Source organism: Lachnotalea sp. AF33-28 (assembly GCF_003477885.1).
Lineage (GTDB): Bacteria > Bacillota > Clostridia > Lachnospirales > Lachnospiraceae > AF33-28.
In genome coordinates, this window is the sequence record NZ_QUEE01000005.1 from 106291 (window position 1) to 124082 (window position 17792).

General features: G+C 50.2%; 16 protein-coding genes. 12 read left to right on the forward strand and 4 right to left on the reverse strand.

From position 1 onward, the window contains the following. Position 1: 1 nt before the first annotated feature. The 7 genes from DWZ56_RS08760 to DWZ56_RS08790 are packed head-to-tail and all read left to right on the forward strand — an operon-like array spanning position 2 to position 7972. Positions 2-841, forward strand: coding sequence for an SDR family NAD(P)-dependent oxidoreductase (locus tag DWZ56_RS08760; protein WP_118556114.1), 840 nt, complete (start codon positions 2-4; stop codon positions 839-841). 14 nt (positions 842-855) lie between these two features. Continuing rightward, a complete protein-coding gene (locus DWZ56_RS08765) occupies positions 856-1812 on the forward strand; it encodes a mannonate dehydratase (RefSeq protein WP_118556116.1) in 957 nt (318 codons plus the stop codon). A 17-nt stretch (positions 1813-1829) separates the two neighbouring features. Continuing rightward, positions 1830-3728: a glycosyl hydrolase 115 family protein gene (locus DWZ56_RS08770; protein ID WP_118556118.1), complete on the forward strand. Its 1899-nt coding sequence runs from the start codon at positions 1830-1832 to the stop codon at positions 3726-3728. A 5-nt stretch (positions 3729-3733) separates the two neighbouring features. Next, the gene (locus DWZ56_RS08775) at positions 3734-4654 is read left to right on the forward strand and encodes an ABC transporter permease (RefSeq protein WP_118556447.1); all 921 of its coding nucleotides are present in this window, start codon (positions 3734-3736) and stop codon (positions 4652-4654) included. Between the two features lie 9 nt (positions 4655-4663). Next, positions 4664-5533, forward strand: a complete 870-nt coding sequence (locus DWZ56_RS08780) for a carbohydrate ABC transporter permease (protein ID WP_118556120.1) — start codon at positions 4664-4666, stop codon at positions 5531-5533. A gap of 36 nt (positions 5534-5569) precedes the next feature. Then, entirely contained in the window at positions 5570-6472 is a 903-nt protein-coding gene (locus tag DWZ56_RS08785) for an RraA family protein (protein WP_118556122.1), read from the forward strand. 18 nt (positions 6473-6490) lie between these two features. Beyond that, entirely contained in the window at positions 6491-7972 is a 1482-nt protein-coding gene (locus DWZ56_RS08790) for a GH39 family glycosyl hydrolase (protein WP_118556123.1), read from the forward strand. Positions 7973-7978: 6 nt separating this feature from the next. Here DWZ56_RS08790 and DWZ56_RS08795 read toward each other — a convergent pair whose 3' ends face one another. Beyond that, complete coding sequence (locus DWZ56_RS08795; RefSeq protein ID WP_118556125.1) at positions 7979-9280, reverse strand: Gfo/Idh/MocA family protein; 1302 nt, start codon at positions 9278-9280, stop codon at positions 7979-7981. A 215-nt stretch (positions 9281-9495) separates the two neighbouring features. On the opposite strand from DWZ56_RS08795, the gene DWZ56_RS08800 reads away from it, so the two are divergent. Continuing rightward, positions 9496-10836, forward strand: coding sequence for an MATE family efflux transporter (locus DWZ56_RS08800; RefSeq protein WP_118556127.1), 1341 nt, complete (start codon positions 9496-9498; stop codon positions 10834-10836). A 119-nt stretch (positions 10837-10955) separates the two neighbouring features. Here DWZ56_RS08800 and DWZ56_RS08805 read toward each other — a convergent pair whose 3' ends face one another. Then, positions 10956-11804: a hypothetical protein gene (locus tag DWZ56_RS08805; RefSeq protein ID WP_118556129.1), complete on the reverse strand. Its 849-nt coding sequence runs from the start codon at positions 11802-11804 to the stop codon at positions 10956-10958. A 300-nt stretch (positions 11805-12104) separates the two neighbouring features. Here DWZ56_RS08805 and DWZ56_RS08810 point away from each other — a divergent pair, with 300 nt between their 5' ends. Next, the gene (locus DWZ56_RS08810; protein ID WP_118556131.1) at positions 12105-12920 is read left to right on the forward strand and encodes a class I SAM-dependent methyltransferase; all 816 of its coding nucleotides are present in this window, start codon (positions 12105-12107) and stop codon (positions 12918-12920) included. Beyond that, the gene (locus tag DWZ56_RS08815; protein ID WP_118556133.1) at positions 12920-13453 is read left to right on the forward strand and encodes a methylated-DNA--[protein]-cysteine S-methyltransferase; all 534 of its coding nucleotides are present in this window, start codon (positions 12920-12922) and stop codon (positions 13451-13453) included. Before DWZ56_RS08810 ends, DWZ56_RS08815 begins: the two co-directional genes overlap by 1 nt. A 125-nt stretch (positions 13454-13578) precedes the next feature. On the opposite strand, the gene DWZ56_RS08820 is transcribed toward DWZ56_RS08815, so the two are convergent. Further along, positions 13579-14055: a GNAT family N-acetyltransferase gene (locus DWZ56_RS08820; protein ID WP_118556135.1), complete on the reverse strand. Its 477-nt coding sequence runs from the start codon at positions 14053-14055 to the stop codon at positions 13579-13581. Positions 14056-14235: 180 nt separating this feature from the next. Here DWZ56_RS08820 and DWZ56_RS08825 point away from each other — a divergent pair, with 180 nt between their 5' ends. Both DWZ56_RS08825 and DWZ56_RS08830 read left to right on the forward strand, forming a co-directional pair. After that, a complete protein-coding gene (locus tag DWZ56_RS08825; RefSeq protein ID WP_118556137.1) occupies positions 14236-15390 on the forward strand; it encodes a glycoside hydrolase family 88 protein in 1155 nt (384 codons plus the stop codon). Positions 15391-15490: 100 nt separating this feature from the next. Next, a complete protein-coding gene (locus DWZ56_RS08830; protein WP_118556139.1) occupies positions 15491-16930 on the forward strand; it encodes a MerR family transcriptional regulator in 1440 nt (479 codons plus the stop codon). A gap of 9 nt (positions 16931-16939) precedes the next feature. On the opposite strand, the gene DWZ56_RS08835 is transcribed toward DWZ56_RS08830, so the two are convergent. Further along, a complete protein-coding gene (locus tag DWZ56_RS08835; protein WP_147369404.1) occupies positions 16940-17716 on the reverse strand; it encodes a sensor histidine kinase in 777 nt (258 codons plus the stop codon). Between the last annotated feature and the right edge of the window lie 76 nt (positions 17717-17792).

Below are 17792 nucleotides of genomic sequence, written 5' to 3' on the forward strand. Positions count from 1 at the left end.
GATGACGGATACATATTATAGAGGCAGGGTTGCGGTTATCACTGGAGCAGGCGGCACGCTCTGCTCTGAAATTGCGGTGGATCTCGCACAAAAGGGAGCTAATGTGGTGCTGATCGGAAGAAGCGCCGATAAGCTTCAAAAAACGGAGTTGAAAATAAAGGCTTTTTCCGGCAGTTCTATGGTCAGACCCTGCGATGTCACGGATGAAGCCGGTATGATGGATATCGCGCAGGAAGTCTGCGCGCGTTGGGGCGCCTGCGACTTCCTGATAAACGGAGCGGGAGGCAATCAAACGGCGGCTATGACCACTGAAACCGTATATAAGAATACGGATGGAATGAAAGATGCCCGCAATCTGTTTGATCTGGATCTGGATATATTTGAAAGTGTGCTGAAGATTAATACGCTTGGCACCGTGATTCCGATCCGTGCCTTTGGCAAGCAGATGCTTGATGCGGGCAGAGGCTCCATTATCAATTTCGCTTCGATGAACAGCTATTGCCCCCTCACCCGTGTCCCGGCATATGCAATGAGCAAAGCTGCCGTTGCAAACTTCACACAGTGGCTTGGCGCTTATTTCGGCCCCTGTAATGTTCGTGTAAATGCCATAGCGCCGGGTTTCTTTGTAAATGAACGCAGCGCACAGTATCTGGGTACGGTAGAACAGGGGCTGACGCAACGGGGAAAAAGTGTTATTGACCATACCCCCATGGAACGTTTTGGCCTAAGCAGAGATCTGCTTGGGTGTGTCAGCTGGCTGCTCGATGAGAGAGCATCTGCCTTTGTGACGGGTATTACTGTGCCGTTGGACGGAGGCTTTCTCGCAAGAAGCGGAGTCTGAAAAGAGGTGTTATTATGAAACTGGGTATGATGCTGCCGGCAGTCCCTGACCGGCAGTGGGAGCTGGCGGCACAGCTCGGGATAAAATATGCCGTTACCAAGGCATCACCTGAACAAAGCGGTCTCAAAGATCCGTCCGATTACGATTCACTGAAGGCCGTATGCGACCGTTTTCAGGAAGCTGGTTTTAAATTGTATGCGCTGGAAGGCGACGAGTTTGATATGAACCGTATCAAGCTCGGCCTGCCCGGCCGTGAAGAAGATATTCAGAAATATTGCAGGATGCTTAAAAATATGGGGCAGCTTGGAATAAAACTTCTTTGCTATAATTTCATGGGTGGCATAGGATGGTTTCGAACCGACATAAATCTTCTGGAACGCGGCGGAGCGCTGACTTGCGGTTTTGACAGAAACAGCGTGGAAGAGGTTCCCCTGAAACTGACCCATGAAAAGATGTGGAACAACTATCAATACTTTATCGAATCGGTCTTACCGGCCGCAGAGCGGGCCGGAGTAAAAATGGGGCTGCATCCGGATGATCCGCCAATACCCGAATTGATGGGCTATCCCAGGATCTTTACCTGCGCATCAGCCTTTAGGCGGGCGATGGAGCTGTCAGAGAGCCCGTCTCATGGGATAACCTTCTGTCAGGCGACCTTCCGTATGATGGGGGAGGATGTGTATGAGCTTATGCATGAATTCCGTGAGAGAATTTTCTTTCTGCACTTTAGGGATGCCCGGGGAAACGCGGAGCATTTCACCGAAACCTTTCATGACAACGGCGACACGGATATGGCGGCGCTCATGGAGGCAGCAGGACAGCATATTCCGGACTGTATCGTGCGTCCGGATCATACCCCCGCAATGGCGGGGGAAACAAATGAAAATACCGGCTATACCGTTTTGGGGAATCTGTTTGCTACAGGCTATATCAGAGGGCTGGCAGAGGGTAAAAATATCAGGCTGATTTAACATTGGGGAGGGTTTTAATGAATATTAAAGATATAGTGCAGATTAACTGGTACGGTGATGAGTGCATAGGCTGCGCCTGTGAAGATTTGCAGAAGGACTGCTATAAAGTCAGCGGTCAAAAGGCTCTTTTGAAATACCGGGGGCCTGCAAATGTCTGGACCATAACCGCGGGCTGTGCACAAGACGTTGAATATGCAGATAAGATGCGGGGATGGGGGCTAGCCGTTCCCGAAGGCTGGGAGCGGTATCTCCTGCATATTGAAAAAGACAGAATCATTATTGCAGGCAGTGATGCCCGCGGAACTATGTGGGGGATATATCGGCTGTCTGGCCTACTGGGGATTCCGGCAGGCATTTGTTTCACACAGCTGCTTGAGGAACCCCGGCATATTCTGGAGGAGGGAGATTTTGAATCGGAACCGTTCACATATAAATTCCGCGGCTGGTTCCTAAATGATGAGGATCTGCTTACAGAGTGGCACTACGCGTATACGAGGGAGCTGGATTATCCGTTTTATCAGCATATCACGTCGCTGGAAAGCCTTGAGTATGTAGTAGAAACAGCTTTAAGGATGAATATTAACCTTATTATACCTGCTTCCTTTATGGATATAGACGATCCTCATCAGGAGGTGCTTGTGGCATACTGCGTCAAGCGCGGCCTGTATGTGAGTCAGCATCACATTGAGCCTCTGGGTGTCAGCCACTGGTATTATCAGGACTATATGAAACGGTTGGGAAGAGATACCACGTTTTCTTTCGTCACACATAAAGATAACGCGATCGCCGCCTGGACCTATTATGCATCAAAATGGGCAAAGTATAAGGAGAATGTCATATGGCAGCTTGGCCTGCGCGGCAGGGGCGACAGGCCGGTATGGCATGATGATACCTCGGCGCATGGTCTGGAGGAATGGGGTAATGTCATATCGGAAGCCATTCAGGTACAGTACGATATTGTAAAAGATCTGTGCGGAACTGATTTCTATTCCACAAGCACTCTCTGGATGGAGGGAGCGCTGATGTATGAAAAGGGCTATCTGCGTTTCCCGAAGAATACGACGCTTGTATTTGCCGACGTGGGGCCGACGCAGATGATGGCGCCGGATTTCTATGAAATTCAAAGGGAATCGGGCCGCTCCTATGGGCTGTATTACCATATCTGTTACTACGGGGACGGTCCCCATCTGTGCCAGGGAACGGATCTGCGGAAAATGGCCTATAATTATGATCTGGCCATCCAAAAAGGTGATACGGAATACAGCATTTTAAATGTATCTAATGTACGGGGATTCATTCCGTCCATAGAGGCAAATGCCTGCATCACCGCCTGGGGCCAAAGGTTCGACGTAATGGCCTACTACCGGAGGATGTGCCGTGTCTACTATGGCAATGAACAGGCATACAAAATATATCTCGGTTACTTTGACGCATTTGCCGATCTCTCTGCGGAAGAAGTGGAAAAAAGGTACAGCCGGCATTTTTCTTTAAAACATGGCAGCTATGACTTCCTTTACTGTCCGGCTACGGATGGTATTGTGAGATCCACGGCCAAAGCGGCTCTGTCAGGTGACACGGATCCTGGCTGGCTCCGGTTATTTGAAGAGAGCATACGGAAGTTTTGCGAGGTGCTTAAGGAGGCGGAGAAGCTTGCCTGCAATACATACTTTAACGATATGATCTGGCAGATCCGGTACATGATAGCTCTGGAATCGTGGTGCCTGTGCTGCTGCCGCTACGGGCTTAGCAAGGAGCAGAAGGAACTGGAAGAGGCGTTGAAGTATCTGGATGAAATCCTTGCCATGCAGCAAGAGGATGAAAAAGGGATTTGGAAAAACTGGTACCGCGGTGATAAAAAGATCGGGATCCGCAAGCTGATGGAGGATACCCGCTGTCTGAAGGAGGGGATTATTTGAGCCATATGAGACTGACTTGGAGAAGGGCGCAGCGTTATTGGCAGGTTTATCTTTTCCTGCTGCTTCCGATCCTCTATCTGATACTGTTTTGCTATTGGCCTATGACGGGACTGCAGATTGCATTTAAGAAATTTTCATTGGCTGATGGCATATGGGGCAGCCCGTTTGTGGGTCTGCGCCAGTTTGACAGATTCTTCCGCTCTTATGAATTTAGCCGTGTTTTGAAAAACACGCTGGTCATATCGGGATACGGTATATTGGCCAGTTTCCCCATCCCGATCGTTTTTGCTCTGATGCTAAACAGCATCAGGCAGGGGAAATTCAGCAAATGCGTGCAGACCATTACCTATATACCGCATTTTATATCCACAGTTGTGCTGGTGGGTATGATTCTGCAGATATTCAACAGCAGAGTGGGGCTCTACGGGGTAATTTATAATGCAGTCACCGGCAGCATACCTTCAGATTTGCTTGCCAATCCGTCCGCGTTCCCTCATCTGTATGTACTAAGCGGGATCTGGCAGAATTTTGGGTGGGATTCTATCATATATATAGCCGCACTGACCGGAATCAGCCAGGAATTGCATGAGGCCGCCGAGCTTGACGGCGCGAGCCGTTTTAAGAGGCTGCTGCACATCGATCTGCCCGGAATACTTCCTACCATCACCATCATGCTGATACTGAATACCGGCAGAATCATGAGTGTGGGCTTTGAAAAGGTATACCTGATGCAGAATAATCTGAATCTTTCCGCCAGTGAAGTGATTTCGACCTATGTATACAAGATCGGTATGGGCGTGGGATCCGCTGTTCCGGATTATTCCTATTCTACTGCGATCGGTTTATTTAACTCTGTGATTAACCTGATACTGATCTGCACAGTGAATGCTATAAGCAGAAAGCTGAGTGAGACCAGCCTGTGGTAAGGAGGATATATGAACAGAAACAAACTCTTTTACAGTATCGTATATACCGTGCTCATCCTGCTGCTGATTGTGGTGCTGTATCCACTGATCTATATTGTATCCGCTTCTTTTTCATCCCCCAATGCGGTCTCAACAGGAAAAGTCATTCTGTTCCCGGTGGACTTTTCTCTGGAGGGATATAAAGAAGTGATGAAGTATTCGGATGTTTGGATCGGGTATCGCAATACCATATTATATACGGTTGCAGGAACCGTGTTAAATGTAGTACTCACCATGCTGACTGGGTTTGGACTGTCCAGAAAGGGTCTGCCCGGCCGTAAGTTTATTACATTCCTATTTACCTTTACTATGCTGTTTTCCGGAGGGCTGGTGCCAACTTATCTGGTGATGAACCGCCTGAATCTGATTAATACGCCTTTCGCCATGATCTTTCCGGGAGCTATTAACATAACCAACATGATTATTGCCAGGACCTTTATCTCTTCCATTCCGGACGATCTGGAGGAGGCCGCAATGATAGACGGCTGCTCCCATGCAAGATATTTCTTTGAAATGGTGGTTCCTTTATCCAAGGCCATCATCGCCGTGCTTATGCTGTATTATGCGGTTGGCCATTGGAACGCATACTTCAACGCGCTGATCTATCTAAGCAACAGAGCGTTATACCCACTGCAGCTGTTTCTGCGGGAGATACTTGTCCTGAATACGGCGGGCGCCGACACAATTATGGATCCGGAGCTGGAAGAAAAAATGAGGGGTATGGCCGAACTGCTGAAATATGCTTTGATCGTAGTCTCAACAGCTCCTATTTTGTGTGCCTACCCATTTGCCCAGAAGTATTTTACCAAAGGCGTTATGGTAGGATCACTCAAAGGCTGAAGCCAAAAACAGTTTGAAAGGAGGCGTTGGATTAACATGAAATTCAATGACCGGGAGGAAATTATATCGCTGACTCCGTTATGGCGGGGTGAACGTTTCGCAGACGGCAGGCCTAAAGTCGCCGCAAGTTATTTGGAAGCGCTTAGGAATATGACGCTGGAAGAAGTGTGGAAGCCCATTTATGTGAAAGGATACGAAAATCAATTTGAAGGGGATCTATACACCCTTCATGACGACGGGCGGAAATTGGTCGGACGGGCGGTTACATGCAGCTTTTGCCCTGCCAGGCCGGATCTGCATATGGCGGCTTTTGAGCAGGGAGCCAAGGAGCACAGAAAAGGAAACTATAATCAATGGGTGATCGATAGTCTGGAGGAGGGGGATGTCGTGGTCGCCGACCTGTATGATAAGGTGTATAAAGGAACTTTTCTGGGAGGAAATCTGACCACAGCCATCGCCGCAAAAACCAAAAACGGAGGAGGAGTCATTTGGGGAGGCATACGGGATGTGGAGCAGATGAGGGAAGCTGCGTCTGTACAGGTATACTACCGGGGGATCGATCCCACGCCTATCCGAGAAGTGGTTATGACCGGATTCAATACAGTAACACGGATCGGTAAGGCCGTATGCCTGCCGGGTGATATTGTATTCGGAGCCGGGGGAGGCGTCTTATTCATTCCCAGCCATTTGGTGGCAGAGGTGGTGGAAGGGGCGGCCAAGACTCATATTAAGGACATTTTCGGTTTTGAAATGATTTCAAAGAACCTGTTTACAACGGCACAGATTGACAAAAATGTCTGGACGGAGGATATGCTTGATAAGCTGATCCGATTTATAGGAGAGGATGAACGTGGATTACCTTACCGCAGCCTGGACTGGTCGGCAGAGTATTATGCCGCCCTCCATGGCGATTCCTCCGATACCCAGACAGCCCTTTAAGAAAGGAAAAATAATATTATGGAATTACAAATCAATACCTCAGAACGGACCCGGACGATTCATAACTTCTGGAATCACATACATTTTCACCCTACGGATGCCATTGAAGACGATTGGGGTCAGCGCATTCTGAACCGCATACATGAAGACGGCATAGCCGGAACCGTACGCATGTACACCATGTTGGAGGATGTTGTAACCATTGCAGCGGATGGCACTCTGCAGTACGATTTTACTGAAAACGATATCCGCATGGATTATATGGTCGGCAAGGGCTTTAACCTCCTTCTTTCCTATAATTATATTCCCGCCTGTATCGCGAGTGATCCAAATGAAACCAGCAGCCAGAGCAAAAACACCACCCGATATAAAGGGAAACTTATTATCACATCACCGCCGAAGGACTATGCCTTATGGGAGGAAATATGCCGGGTTTATACGGATCACATTGTTAAGCGTTACGGTTTGCCGTGCGTATCCAAATGGTATCTGCAGTGCTATAACGAACCGGATATCCCTCCGTACTGGATGAAGAACGAACCGGATATGCAGAAACGGGCCGCTGAATACTGCAGATTATATGATGCTTTTGAACGAGGAATCCGGTCAGTCAGTGAAGACCTCTGTATCGGCGGACCGACCCTCGCAGGACATTTGGATTTTTTTGAATATTTCCTAAGGCATATCCGCGATAACAAAAGACAGTTGAATTTTATCTGTTTCCATACCTATGGTACGAGTCCGTCCATGATAAACAGCAAAGAACTGCCAATCAATGCGGCTAATTCGGTAGACAGAATCATGAAATGCAGCTCTCTGGCAAGACAGTACGGATTTGGGGACTGTCCGCTTATCATTGACGAATGGGGAGCCAGTTCCTGCGGTTTCTTTAATATGGAGGAATGCCCTGAACTTATTTTCCGTGAAAACGAGGTCTATTCAGCTTATTTTATAAAAATGATTACTCTTTACGAAAAACTGCAGCTCCCTATTGATAAGCTGATGATCTGTCTGTCCGGACAGCATGAAATGAAAACAGACTTCTCAGGTTTCCGTGGCTTTTTTACTTTGAACTTTTACCCTAAACCGATTTACAATGCATATGTTCTTGCGGCAAAACTTGGATCACAGAAGCTCGCATATACGGCTGCAGAAAACGATAATCTCTCAGTGCTGCCCGCAATATCGGAAGACGGCCGAATCACCGTGCTGTTATCCTATTCGTCAGCAGACTTTAGCGAAGAACTGCCGGATCTGCCTCTGGATATACAGTTCACAGGAATTTCCTCTCTCCGAGAGGCGAAGCTGTGGCGTATCGACCGTGAGCATGCAAATGCATACAGAGCTTATGAACGCCTCGGCGCACCCAATCAGCCCACAGCAAAACAGATTTGTGACATCACTGATACGGGGACTCTGACCGCAGAATCCTGCAGTTTTAAAGAATCCCTGCACTTAATTATGCAAAATAATTCAGTGGCTTTAGTGGAAATTTGCTAAACTTGTTCATGACATGAGCCTCTGCCGCCACTCCTCCATTGAGACGCTCTGCCCGTGGTGCAGCCGTGAGTATTCCGCGGCCATGGCCAGATAATGGCTTTCCACGGAACGGTCGATGGAGGTGAGGCCGGTACCGGGCTCGGCGCCGCTTGCTACCTGATCCAGCAGCTCTTCCACCATGCGGATATCGCCGCCGCCGTGCCCGCTGAAATCGTCGGCCAGTTTATTTACATCGATGATCTCATGCTCCTTTCCAAACACGCCCACATCGATCAGGTTGGTTTCCATATCCGCCTGTATATCACCCATGGTGCCCATGATCTTCAGCGTGCGGCCGCCCCTGCTGGTAAAGGCGCTCATGGTGAAGTTGACCGTGGAACCGTCTTCCAGCTCTATATTGACCACCTGATGGTCCACCACATCGTTGCCGGCTTTATAGACACAGATTCCGTAAGGGCCCTCCCGCAGGGCCCGGCGGATACTGTCCTCATCCGGGCGTAAGGCCAGCACATTGGCGGGCCAGTCGGTTTTACCGTGCAGAACGCCGGTGCGTTCATTGGTCAGATAGATTTTAACCGCATTATAAGGGCATGTATCCCCTGCCACGCAGTCAAGGCAGCGCAAGGCCGCATTGTGAGGCGCGTTTTCAGGCCGGAAATGAAAGAGGCTTCCATATGAGGACACGTAGCGGCTTCTCTTGCCGGTGAGCCACAGCAGGATATCCATATCGTGGCAGCATTTCTGCAGGATCATGGGGCTGGTTTCCTCTTCCCTGGCCCAGTTCCCCCGCACAAAGCTATGGGCCTGATGCCAGTACTGTACATTTTCAATGGCCTGGACCGTCACGACTTCACCTATAGTGCCCGCATCCAGCAGGCGCTTGAGTTCCCGGTAGAAGGGCGTATAGCGCAGCACATGGCAGACTGTCACAAGGCGCTTGTATTCCTTGGCCAGCCTGGCGATCTCTGCACATTCACTGTTATCCGGGGAGACCGGCTTTTCCAGCAGCAGATGATACCCCTTTTTAATGGCCGCCGCAGCCTGTGCGTAATGCTGGCGGTCCTGGGTGCAGATGAACATCACATCTGCAAGTTTTTCACATTCCAGCATTTCTTCCGCCGTCGCAAAGCACAGATCGGACGGCACATCGTATGCAGCAGCTGCAGCCAGCAGACGCTCTTGTCTCGGTTCCGCAACCGCGGTAATCCGCATCTTATCCGGAAAAATTTTAGCATATGCAGCATAGGTGTCCAGGCCTCTGCTGCCAAGGCCTGCGATTGCTACCCGCACCGGTTTTGTCTGGTTCATTTAAATAGCTCCTTTGCTTTGATTTATTTGGCAGGTGATTCTGATTTGGATGCCTGCACTGTTAAGTGTATTGTATTCAGAATATGCGGGAATAGCAAGAGCTTTTAAAGTGCGGCTGCCGGTATTTTGCGATATTCAACTTCCTTTTCTGAGTCGGATATGCTATCATATACATGTGTAAGCGCTTACAATAAATCGGGAAAGGATTCATTGCTATGAAAAGTGATATGACAAAGGGGGGGATCCGGGCCCACCTCGTCCGGTTTGCGGTACCTCTGATTCTGGGCAACATCTTTCAGTTGACCTATAACGCCGTGGATTCCATCATTGTGGGGAAGTTCGTGGGAAATCAGGCTCAGGCCGCCATCGGTATCTCGGCGCCGCTTATGAATGTCATTATCTTTTTCATTGTGGGCATCTGCAACGGAACCTCGGTTTTAATGAGCGAGTATTTCGGCGCGGGGGATCACAGGAAGTTTCGCAGGGAAGTGTCCACGGCGATGATCGTGGGAATCGTCTTTGCCCTGTGCATAGCATTGGCCACCTGTATATTTGTCCGGCCGGTCCTGCAGCTGATACGGACACCGGACGAGATCATGGATATCACGGCCGGATATCTGCGTATCGTCTGTGCCGGGCTTGTTTTTACATTCCTCTATAATATTTATGCGGCGACTCTGCGGAGTATCGGCGATGCCCGGACGCCTATATATTTTCTGATCTTCTCTTCGGTGCTGAACGTGGCGCTGGATCTGGTCTTTGTAGTGGGACTTAAGGCGGGAGTTTACGGCGCGGCTCTGGCGACCGTCATATCCCAGGGGATTTCGTCCGTACTCTGCATGATCTATATCCGCCGGTTCGTTCCGCTGCTTTCCATTCCACGGGGAGAGATGACGGTGGACCGCGCGCTGCTGAAGGATACCATACATTACAGCTGGTCCACGGGCATGCAGAAGATCACATTAAACGTGGGCAAGGTGCTGGTGCAGTCCTGTGTAAACCCTCTGGGTGTGGATACCATCGCCGCGTTTAATGCGGTGACGAGGGTGGATGACTTCGTCTTTCAACCGGAGCAGAGCATCGGGTCCGCCATGACCACGTTTGCAGCGCAGAACCGGGGCGCGGGGAATCAGGAGCGGGTGGAGAAGTCCCTAAAAACTGGCATGTTGATGGAGGCTGTGTACTGGCTGTTCATCGGCACCCTGATCTATCTGGTTTCTACTCCGGTGATGCATCTGTTTGTATCGGATGCGGAAAATGCGGTGGTGGGCCTTGGAAGCAATTATCTGAGGACCATGGCGTTTTTTTATCTGCTGCCGGCCATGACTAACGGCCTGCAGGGTTACATAAGGGGATGGGGCAGGATGAACGTCTGCCTGATGGCCACATTTCTCCAGATCGTGGGCAGAGTGACCAGCGCGTATATCCTGGTGCCCAGGATGGGGCTGGAAGGCATTGCGTACAGTTGCCTGATCGGATGGATTGTGATGCTGGCCTATGAGGTGCCGTATTATCTGTGGCTGCGCGGGAAGTTAGACTGCAGGAAGAATCTATGATTTACATATAATGAGTGCGCGGATCGGAGACTGCGTAACACGCTCCGGTATTTTCCGGGACGCAAAAATAGCTGCTGTCAGCGAAGTGATGCCTGACAGCAGCCGTTTTAAGTTTAAGGCTAAATCCCGGAGCCAAAGTCACAGTAATGCTCGGTCATGGTGCCATGGTTAAATACCAGGCTGAAAGAACCGTTATCGCCGATTCTCGCCGCCTTTAACACCACCTGATTGACGCCTTTCTTTAATTCGACGCCGTCCAGATGATGGTTTTCCGCCGTCCACCAGTCACAGTCCCGGGCGGTATCGATGAGTTTTCCGTTGATCCAGAGCTTGTAAGGAGCGGTATGTCCGATGATCATGGAGACCGTCATATCCTCTTTGCAGATCAGCTCACGGATCATATATACGGCGCAGGAACCTTTGAATTTTATGAAATCGGATATATGAAAACGGTCCGTCTTGATATCCACCGTCTTCGGAAGCATGGAGCAGGTATCGCTCATCTGATCCTCTATGGCGGAAAAATCGTCCTCCCGTATGTATTCCCGGTCGATATCCGCGAAGGTGTTGAGATGGTACTGGCGCACCTGGTCCATATCGCTGAAATACGGGAAATAACTCTCCCAGCTGGGCATCTCCGGAATTTCACGGCAGTTGTTCCAGAACGGACCGTATACCTTCCATACGGCGGCTCCGGCAATACCGAAATCCAAAGTGTGACGGCCGTCTTCATTTTCGGCCGTAAATGTCAGTATATTTCTTTCATACAGGACGCTGCCGGCGCCGTCCGTTGTCAGGATGACCGGTATGCGCACCGTGCTTCCTGCGGGGACTGCGGCGCTGGCAGGCATATCCGCCGTCCAGCCTTCCGGACAGGAAAGGGACAGGCGGTAGGCGGCATCGGTGCCGCTTGTCAGGATCAGTTCCGCCTTTTTGGTCTCCTGATGCCCGATGGCCGGGTCGCCCAAGTAGTCAACAGAGAGGGAGACCGGCGCGGTATGGCGCGTGTGGGGAAGCGGGTTTATCCTATCACAAATGCGGTGGGTTTACAAAGAGTTATTTTCACATCGGATGTCTGAACTGTTACTATTTTACCGCAGAATTCACCGCAGATAAATCGCACAGTATTGGCATTTCCTCAAGTTTTTGATACAATAAGAAACAAGAATAAAGCAGGAAAATCTGATCTGCGGCCGGATTATACTCAACACTGTTAGGCTGGGTGTAAATATGGCAGCACACTGGTACTTGGAGGCGGTTTAAATACAATGGAAAACATTAAAGCTGTACAGGAGTCCTTTTCTGTGCAGGCAGAAGGCTTTGAATCGAAACAGATGAATTTTTCAAAACAGGAATATCTTGATTATATCGTCAGAGAAATCGGCGCGGCAAAAACGGACAGAGTGCTTGAGGTGGCCGCCGGCACCTGTATCTGTGGGAGAAACCTGGCTCCCCTTGTAAACTCTGTCGTCTGCCTCGACGCCACTCCTGCTATGCTTAAGATCGGCAGGGACAGGGCGGAAAAGGAGAGGCTTACAAATATGCAGTTTGTGCAGGGCTATGCGGAAGCGATTCCCTACCCGGACGAGACCTATGATATCACATTGTCACGGCTTTCATTTCACCATTTTTCAGAGATCAGCGCGCCATTTGCGGAGATGAACAGAGTATTGAAACCGGGTGGGAAGCTCGTACTCATCGATATGGAAGCGGCCGAAGAGGACTTAAGAGATACTGAGGACAGGATTGAAGCGATGCGGGACCCTTCCCATGTCAGAAATGCCAGCCGCAGTGAGTTTTTGGCGCTGTTTCAAAGACACGGCTGTAAGTTGGTAAAAGCGGAGGGAACGGGCATTCCGGTAGAACTGTCCGCATGGATGGAACTTACCAAAACGCCCGGGGATATACGGCAGGAAATTATCTCCATGATGGAAGAGGATCTGGCCGGCGGGACGAAGACCGGGTTCAGGCCATACCGAAAAGACGGGACAATATGGTTTGACCAGCGCTGGCTTCTGATGCTCGGAATCAAAGGAGTCGCAGCGTCTGCCGATGCGGACTGCGCGTGGAAGGAGAGGATGTAATGCAGTATACAGCTGCATATCGGTCACCGTTAGGCGGGATTCTTCTGGCCGCCGATGAAATCGGCCTGACCGGACTCTGGTTTGAGGGACAGAAATATTTCGCCCGCAATTTGGATAAGGAGCATGAGGAAAGGGCTCTGCCCATATTCGATCAGGCTAAGGAATGGCTCGATATGTATTTCTTGGGAAAAGAGCCGGATTATAAGCTGCCCCTTCATTTCACCGGGACGGAATTTCAGAATGAGGTGTGGGAGATTCTGTGTGCCATCCCTTACGGAAAAACCGTATCCTACGGAGAGATTGCCGGAAGGCTTGCGGCGAAAAGAGCAGTGCCTCATATGTCCGCGCAGGCGGTCGGCGGCGCGGTCGGCCATAATGAAATCTCCATCATTGTCCCCTGCCACCGGGTGGTGGGCGCAGGCGGCAGCCTGACCGGATATGCCGGAGGAATAGATAAAAAGATTGAACTTCTTAAACTGGAAGGCGCGTTTAGAGATGACTTTTTTGTGCCGAAGAGGAGCACGGCGCCGTAAACAGAATATGCAGGCAAATTGATGGGGCTGTGTGAGCACAGCCCCATTAATTTCAGCTGCTCATAGTTATACCTGCGGATAGTCTGACCTTACATCGGCCATCTTTATGCCGGAGCAGCTTTGGCTTAAAATGTCAGTTTCATCGGAGTATATACGATTCCCTTATAGGAGCTTTGCTCTCCTGTATCCCTAAAGCCGAGGGCGTGATAAAACGGGACTGCATAGGGGGAAGCGCTCAGATGAAGTTCTGATTCGCCGCGGGCCTTAAGCTCCCGGATTACGGTGCAAAACAGTCCGCTTCCAATACCCTGACGGTGATATTTCCCATCCACAAACACGCATGAGACGGTTCCGCCTGCCGAAAGGGACAACACGCCTGCCAGCGTATCGCCGGCATAAGCGCCGTACATGGTTTCCTTTCCCGAGGCAAGCTTCCTCCTGTAGCTGCTTTCCGGAGTAAAATAATTATAAAAGCTCTCGATCCCTTCCTGCGGATAATCCGGGGCTACAAATTCCTGAAAGACATTTTTTATCAGCTGAAAGGCGGCATCAAGATCCTCATATTCTATTTTACGTATTACTGTTTCGCTGTCTGCATGCATAGGGATCCTCCTGTTTCACTGTTTCTAAAAATAAATCCGGAGCGGGCGGCTCTGATTTCCATCCGGTTTTAATATATAAAAGCAGAATTGATCATTTAATTACATTCTAAATCATTGTGTCGGAAATATCAATGCGGTATGATATGGCTAATACTATATTGTAACTTTAGGAGGATTTGTATGCTAAACGAACAGGATATGCAGTGGGTACATGAAACTGTTGAAAAGATTATCAAAAAAATGGATTGGGTCAGCGATAAGTCCAAAAATAAAATACCGTCTACCACCGTGAATGGTGAACATGATGACCGGTCTGCCCTTGGTCTATCCGATAATCTTGATGCCGGTCTCGCCTGCTGGACCAACGGTTTCTGGGGCGGGATTATGTGGCAGATGTACCACGAGACAGGCAATAAAAAATATGTGGACATCGCCCGGTATTCGGAAGAGCTTTTAGACACCTGTTTTGAGCAGTTCTATGGCCTGCATCATGATCTGGGATTTATGTGGCTTCCTACTGCTGTTGCGGACTACCGTGAAACCGGAAATGCAGACGCACGGCGCAGAGGCCTTCACGCTGCCAATCTGCTGGCCGGACGTTTTAATCCGGCCGGCCGGTTTATTCGAGCATGGAATAAGATGCATAATGAGGAAGTGATCGGCTGGGCTATAATAGACTGCATGATGAATTTAAATCTGCTGTACTGGGCCAGCGAAGAAACAAAAGATCCCCGCTTCCGTCAAATTGCGATGATGCATGCGGATACAGCAATGGCAAACTTTATCCGCCCGGATGGCTCCTCCAACCACATAGTAGAATTTGATCCGGAGACCGGCGAAAAAGTCCGGACCTATGGCGGACAGGGGTATGAGAATGGCTCTTCCTGGACACGGGGGCAGGCGTGGGCGCTATATGGTTTTGTTTTAAGCTACATACATACAGGCAAGCAGGACTATCTGGATACGGCCAAACGTGTTGCACATTATTTTATGGCCAATATTCCGGATAACGGACTGATACCGGTGGATTTTCGTCAGCCGGCCACACCTTACTGGGAAGACTCCACCGCTGCAGCTATTGCGGCCTGTGGATTAATAGAAATTGCAGCGTACGGCGGCGAATATGAGCAGGCTCTCTATCAAAATGCCGCTCTAAAAATGTTAAAAGCTCTGGAAAAAGAACGGTGCTGCTGGGGGAAGGAATGCGACTGTATCCTGCAGAAATGCAGTTCTGCATATCATGACCAGCGTCACGAATTCAATCTGATTTACGGTGACTACTATTTTATTGAGGCCATATTTAAATTAAAAGGCGACGGCTTGTTCTTATGGTAAGATCATGGTATCTTAAATCCATAAAAACTCCTTGACAGTAAAGCTGCTTGATACCTTATAATCAGAGTATCAGACCTGCGACACAAAGGAGGAAAGCTTTATGACAATCAAGGAAATGGAAACGCTGTCGGGAATGGCCAGGGCGAATATCCGGTATTACGAGCAGGAGGGGCTGCTGTGCCCGAAACGTACATCGAATGGATATCGTGACTATTCGCAGGAAGATCTGGGTACGCTGATGCGCATAAAGCTATTGCGGAGCCTGAACATATCACTGGAGGAGATCCGCGATCTGCAGTCGGGAAAGGCGGATCTGCCGGATACGCTGTCGGTGAAACTGCGGGAGCTGGAGCAGGTGATGAAGGACGCAGACCGTGCCCGGCAGATCTGCAGAGCTATGCGGGAAGACCGGGTGACCTATGCCACTTTGGATGCTGCCAGATATTTAAATGGCATAGGAGATCAGGATGCCGGCAAACCGGAACCGTATGTGAAGGCAGAAGAGGATTCGGTGCCGAAGGCGTGCTGTCCCTGGCGCAGATTTCTTGCCAGAAGCCTGGACTATTCCTTGTGCAGCCTGATCCTGACCGCTGTGCTGGCGCTGGTATTTCATGTGAATATAGCGCGCATGCAGGAAAATCTGTTTGCCGTCTGCCTGGAGATGTGGTTTAGCATGGCTCTGATGCTTCTGTTGGAACCGCTGTTTCTGCATTGGTTTGGCACGACCCCGGGAAAGTGCATCTTCGGCCTGCGTCTGGAGGATGAGGACGGAAGGCGCCTTACATATAATAAGGGACTGAACCGCACATGGAACGTAATTGTTCAGGGGCTGGGACTGTATATTCCGGTGTACAGACTGGTGAAATTGTGGAAAAGTTATAAGCGCTGCGGAGAAAATGTGGATATGCCCTGGGATGAAGGAGTTGTCTATAGCGTTAAGGATTTCGGGAGCTTCAGGGGATGGCTGTATGCGCTTGCGTATACCCTGCTCATTGGGGCGTCGGTGATGGTAACGGCCTTTGCAGAGGTTCCGCCGAACAGGGGAGATATGACCGTGGCGCAGTTTGCCGAAAATTATAATTTCCTGGCGGAGTACTATGGCATCGACAGCGGACAGTACCTGGACCGGGACGGCCTGTGGGCTGCGAATAAGACAGATGGGACTTTTATTATAAACCTGGGGGGTGTGGAAACTCCGGATTTTGAATATACGCTGAAGGACGGGTATATCAATGAAATCCGTATGACGGTTGAAGTGACGGACAGTGAGGACTGGATCGGTTCTTTCGGCAATGAGCTGACGCTGGCAGTGCTCTCTTTTGCGGGAGCACAGAGGGATGCCGGCCTGCTGTTCGGAGGCCGTAAGGCCATTGCGGATGAGATCGCCGAAGATCCTTTTGGGGATCTGGAATACAGCAGGGCCGGGATAAAGATGCGCCGGCATGTGGCATATGAGGGATATATAATGACGTCGTATGTCATGATCCGGGATGAATCGGAGAGCGGCAGGTTTTTATTGGAGTTTTCCATGACCAAGTAAGACCGGAGGTTACGGCCGCTCCATTAAAGGCAGATCGATGAAAAATACCGTGCCGTGTCCGGGCTCGGAGGAAACGTGTATCTCGCCCTTAAGTCCGTTTACAATGCACTTTACGATATAGAGCCCCAGTCCGCTGCCCGTGCCGGCATTTTGGCGGCCGACAAAAAAACGGTCAAAGATATGGGCTAACTCTCCGGGCGGGATGCCGCATCCCGTGTCGGCCAGAGACAGATGGCAGTATTTGCCGTCAAGCTGAGCGGAAAGGGTGATCCGCCCGTTGGGCGGAGTTGCTTTCAGCGCGTTAAAAATCAGATTTTCCAGCACGGTCTCCAGTTTTTTGGGCTGTGCGTAGATGAGACCGTCGCCCTCTAACGGCTCTACGGTCAGATACACCGACTGCACCTCCGCCGCCATGTGATGGAGTTCATGGGTCTCTTCCAGCAGATTTCGGACGGACACCGGCTCATAGGCTTCGGTGAGAGCGTCGATTTTATTGAATTCATTGAGCCCGTATACGCGGCGCGCCATCTCCTGCTGGGTCTGTTCCACCAGATCGATGTAGGTGGAAAGTTCGCTGTCTATCCCGGTGTTATGCGCCCGGATAGCCTGGATGAAAGAACCGGTGGCAAAAACCGGAGCTTTCAGGTCGTGGGCCATATCAGCAAAAAATGCCTTCCTCTCCTGCATCAGATTGGTCAGTTCCGCGGTGCGCTGCTGCACCAGATCTTCCAGATGGGTCTGGAAAGCCGAATTTTCCGCCAGTATACGCCGGTTACGGGCTGCCATTGTGGCTCCGAAGACAGCCACCAGCAGCAGGCCGCACCATTCGAACTGCCAGAAAAACCGGATGGGTTCGAAGAGA

Bases quoted from the DNA above. Each gene is read 5' to 3' on its own strand.
- DWZ56_RS08760 (WP_118556114.1), top strand. From the start codon at position 2: ATGACGGATACATATTATAGAGGCAGGGTTGCGGTTATCACTGGAGCA.
- DWZ56_RS08765 (WP_118556116.1), top strand. From the start codon at position 856: ATGAAACTGGGTATGATGCTGCCGGCAGTCCCTGACCGGCAGTGGGAG.
- DWZ56_RS08770 (WP_118556118.1), top strand. From the start codon at position 1,830: ATGAATATTAAAGATATAGTGCAGATTAACTGGTACGGTGATGAGTGC.
- DWZ56_RS08775 (WP_118556447.1), top strand. From the start codon at position 3,734: ATGAGACTGACTTGGAGAAGGGCGCAGCGTTATTGGCAGGTTTATCTT.
- DWZ56_RS08780 (WP_118556120.1), top strand. From the start codon at position 4,664: ATGAACAGAAACAAACTCTTTTACAGTATCGTATATACCGTGCTCATC.
- DWZ56_RS08785 (WP_118556122.1), top strand. From the start codon at position 5,570: ATGAAATTCAATGACCGGGAGGAAATTATATCGCTGACTCCGTTATGG.
- DWZ56_RS08790 (WP_118556123.1), top strand. From the start codon at position 6,491: ATGGAATTACAAATCAATACCTCAGAACGGACCCGGACGATTCATAAC.
- DWZ56_RS08795 (WP_118556125.1), bottom strand. From the start codon at position 9,280: ATGAACCAGACAAAACCGGTGCGGGTAGCAATCGCAGGCCTTGGCAGC.
- DWZ56_RS08800 (WP_118556127.1), top strand. From the start codon at position 9,496: ATGAAAAGTGATATGACAAAGGGGGGGATCCGGGCCCACCTCGTCCGG.
- DWZ56_RS08810 (WP_118556131.1), top strand. From the start codon at position 12,105: ATGGAAAACATTAAAGCTGTACAGGAGTCCTTTTCTGTGCAGGCAGAA.
- DWZ56_RS08815 (WP_118556133.1), top strand. From the start codon at position 12,920: ATGCAGTATACAGCTGCATATCGGTCACCGTTAGGCGGGATTCTTCTG.
- DWZ56_RS08820 (WP_118556135.1), bottom strand. From the start codon at position 14,055: ATGCATGCAGACAGCGAAACAGTAATACGTAAAATAGAATATGAGGAT.
- DWZ56_RS08825 (WP_118556137.1), top strand. From the start codon at position 14,236: ATGCTAAACGAACAGGATATGCAGTGGGTACATGAAACTGTTGAAAAG.
- DWZ56_RS08830 (WP_118556139.1), top strand. From the start codon at position 15,491: ATGACAATCAAGGAAATGGAAACGCTGTCGGGAATGGCCAGGGCGAAT.
- DWZ56_RS08835 (WP_147369404.1), bottom strand. From the start codon at position 17,716: ATGGCAGCCCGTAACCGGCGTATACTGGCGGAAAATTCGGCTTTCCAG.